Source organism: Brevundimonas sp. (assembly GCF_031082345.1).
In the GTDB taxonomy this organism is placed as follows: domain Bacteria; phylum Pseudomonadota; class Alphaproteobacteria; order Caulobacterales; family Caulobacteraceae; genus Brevundimonas.
This window is the reverse complement of record NZ_JAVHLH010000276.1, coordinates 1-3,656: the sequence shown is the minus strand read 5'-3', so window position 1 is coordinate 3,656 and position 3,656 is coordinate 1. Positions and strand designations below refer to the sequence as shown.

The 3,656-nt window shown below is 68.7% G+C and carries 2 protein-coding genes; both read left to right on the top strand.

Translation table 11 applies throughout. From position 1 onward, the window contains the following. Positions 1-729, top strand: a 729-nt coding sequence (locus RDU12_RS13935; protein WP_308685208.1) for a TCP-1/cpn60 chaperonin family protein, incomplete at its 5' end; no start/stop codon positions are given. A gap of 283 nt (positions 730-1,012) precedes the next feature. Continuing rightward, complete coding sequence (locus RDU12_RS13930) at positions 1,013-3,424, top strand: outer membrane beta-barrel protein (RefSeq protein WP_300289573.1); 2,412 nt, start codon at positions 1,013-1,015, stop codon at positions 3,422-3,424. The last annotated feature ends 232 nt before the right edge of the window (positions 3,425-3,656 follow it).

The window sequence follows — 3,656 nt, the reverse complement described above, 5'->3', positions numbered from 1 at the left end:
AAGCTCGAGAACGTCACCCTCGACATGCTCGGCAAGGCCAAGAAGATCACCATCACCAAGGACGACACCACCATCGTCGACGGTTCGGGTGAGAAGGACGCCATCGAGGCCCGCGTCTCGCAGATCAAGAAGCAGATCGAGGACACCACCTCGGACTACGACAAGGAGAAGCTGCAGGAGCGTCTGGCCAAGCTGGCCGGCGGCGTCGCGGTCATCCGCGTCGGCGGCTCGACCGAGGTCGAGGTCAAGGAGAAGAAGGACCGCGTCGACGACGCGCTGAACGCCACGCGTGCAGCCGTTGAAGAAGGCATCGTCCCTGGCGGCGGCATCGCCCTGCTGAAGGCGACCAAGGCGCTGGAAGGCCTCACCGGCGACAACGCCGACCAGACCGCCGGCATCGCCATCATCCGCCGCGCCATCCAGGCCCCGATCCGTCAGATCGTCGAAAACGCCGGCGTCGAAGGCTCGATCGTGGTCGGCAAGGTGCTGGAGAACAAGTCCGCCACCTACGGCTTCAACGCCCAGACCGAAGAGTACGGCGACCTGGTCGCCATGGGCGTGATCGACCCCGCCAAGGTGGTCCGCACCGCCCTGCAGGACGCGGCTTCCGTGGCCGGCATCATGATCACCACCGAAGCCGCGGTGGCCGACGCGCCGAAGAAGGCCTCGGCCGGCGGCGGCGGCGACATGGGCGGCATGGGCGGCGGCATGGGCGGGATGGACTTTTAAGTCCGACCGTTCAGCCTGAGCTGAGCTGACGGAAGAGGGCGGGTCCGGAGACGGGCCCGCCCTTTTTGTCGTGGTTCGGAGGGGTGGATCGTCCCCTCGCCGCCGGCCCGTTCCCGGTGACGAAATTCCCGGAAGCGCATGATCTGAATCAAGGCTGGCGACGCAACTCCCCGACAAAACAACCGTAGTTGCCGCTCTTCAGGAGGCGGCGCCAGCTACGGAAGCGCCGTCCATGGTCTACGATCGAAACGCTCGCGCGCGGTCACTGAAGTTCGTTCTGTTGATGACCGCCGCCCTGACCCCGCTGCCCGCCTTCGCACAGGTCGGGCCGCAGGATCCGGCGCAGGCTCCGACGCCGCCGCGGGACGACGCCTCGGGGCGGGTCCAGGCGACGGTGGAGGTCGCGGCGGGCTATATCGACAACATCTTCGCCACGCGGCGGGACGAGGTCGACGACCTGATCGTCATCGTGAAGCCCAGGCTGAGCTATGTCGTCGGCGAGGGCGACCGGCGCTTCGCGGCGCATGTCGACGGCGAGTTCGGCCGCCACGATGACTACGGCAGCGAGGACTACGACGACTGGTCGCTCGGAGCCGACGGGCGCTACGCCCTGTCGCCGGAGGTCGTCCTGCTCGGGGGCGGCGACTACGAGGCGAAGCACGAGAGCCGGTCGTCGCCGGACGCGGTGCGGGGACTGGAGCCCACCGAGTACGAACGTTCCTTCCTCTTCGGCGGACTCCAGCTGCGGCGGGGAGCCGTTTCGGCCCGGGTCGCCGCCACCGTCACCGGCCTGGACTATTCGGACGTTCCGTCGAGCCTGGGCGTCGTCAACAACGACGATCGGGACCGCACGCAGACCGAGCTGGGCTCCCGCCTTTCCTGGCAGCGCAAGCGCGGCGAGGAATGGTTCGTCCAGGGCGCGCTGGACCGGCGCGATTACGACGCCCCGTTCGACGATTTCGGCTACGACCGCGACTCCGACGGCCTGGCGCTGGCGCTGGGCGCCCGACGGACGGTGTCGCCCCGGCTGACGGCCGAGGTCTTCGTGGGCGCGATGCGCCAGGACTACGAAGATGTCCGGCTGGGCGAGGTGACCGCCCTCGATTTCGGCGCCCTCGTCGACTGGGCGGGGCCGGCCGGCCTGAATCTCGGCTTCCGCCTCGACCGCGACATCGGCGAGACCACCCTGCCGGCGTCCGCGGCCTATGTCGTGACCTCGGGAGCGCTGAACCTGACGGCGACGCCGCATCCCCGGCTTCAGGTCGGCGCCGGACTGGACGCCGCCCATTTCGACTATCATGGCTCCCCGCGTTCGGAGACCTCGGCCGGCCTGCGCGGCTGGGGCCGCTACTGGGTCGATCCGCGGGTCTATGTCGGCGTCGAACACAGCTTCAGCCAGAGAACCTCCAGCGCGGCCGGCTTCGACTACGACGAGAACCGGCTGATGCTCCGTCTGGGGGCGCAACTCCAGCCGCGCGACCTGAACGGCGGCGGCCCGTTCGTCTTCGATCAGGCGGCGCCGGGCGGGCTCTATGTGGGCGCCCTGCTGGGTTACGGGACCCTGTCCACCGGTCTCGACGGACCGCGCGGGCCGGGCTCCAACACGGCGGACTTCGCCGACATGGGGGCCAGCTACGGGCTCATGGCCGGCTACGGCTGGGTTTCGGGCAGCGTCTATCTGGGGATCGAGGCCGAGGGCATGGTCGAGGGGCCCGAGTGGCTCCACGTCGCTGACCGGCGGTTCAGCGCGCACAAGGAGAACGCCGTCGGCCTGTCAGGCCGCCTCGGCTTCGTCACTCCGGCGCGGGACCTGATCTATGTGCGGGCCGGCGTGAACAGCGCGGCCTTCCACAACACCTATGTCCATTCGGACACCCTGACCTACGAAACCGATCGGCGGACCGGCCTCGGCGCGGGGGTCGGGATCGAGGCCGACGCGGGCGATCGCGCCTTCCTGCGGGCGGAATACCTTGTGACCTCGTGGGAGGACTATGAGGTCGCCGCGGGCGGCGGCCACGGCGGAACCTTTGATAATTTCTCGAACTCGGAGGCCCAGTTCCGGCTGGGCGGCGGCGTACGGTTCGGCGCGCGGCCCGAGCGGAACGCCGCCCCGGCGGCGGCCGACTTCGCGGGCTACTATGTCGGGGCCCAGTTCGGCCACGCCGCCCTGCTCAGCGACAATGAGGGGGTCCGCAGCGGCGGGACCGAGGTCGACATCATCCGCGGCAGCCACGGTCCGGTCGCCGGGCTGTTCGCGGGCTACGGCGTGATGCGGGACCAGCTGTACGCCGGGATCGAGGTCGAGGCCGACCTCTCCGGCGCCAACTGGAATATCGAGCGCGATCCCGAGGGCCGCATCTATTCGGCCGAGCGGAATTATTCGGCGGCCGTCTCGGCACGGCTGGGCTGGCGCTTCGGCGACTCCGCCCTGATCTACGGTCGGGTCGGCGCGGCGCGCGCGCGCTTCGAGATTCCCTACGAGACCAGCGGCGTCGCGGTCCATTCGAAGGCGACGGTCGCCGGTCTGCGCGTCGGCGCGGGCATGGAAGTCGCCTTGGGCGAGCAGACGCGACTTCGCCTCGACTACGCCGTCACCGACTACGATCGCTACAACGTCGTCTATTCCGCCAACAGCGACAGTTTTGATCACGAGGAATCTGTAATGACTATCGGTCTCATCTGGAGGCCCCTGTAACCGTGTTGATCCATATCAATGCTCGGTGGACCGAGATCCTGTCTGTTTCGAATATTCGCAACCCCCCCTTGAGGCAAACTGACATGAAGGTGACTCGCTCGAACCTGGGCCTGATGACGGCGACCGCCGTCGGCGCCCTGATGATTCTCGCCGGCGGCGCCGCCATCGCCGCCCCGGCGCTCACCGCGACCACGTGCCGCGGCGCGATCTCCACACGCTCGCGCGCCGTCTC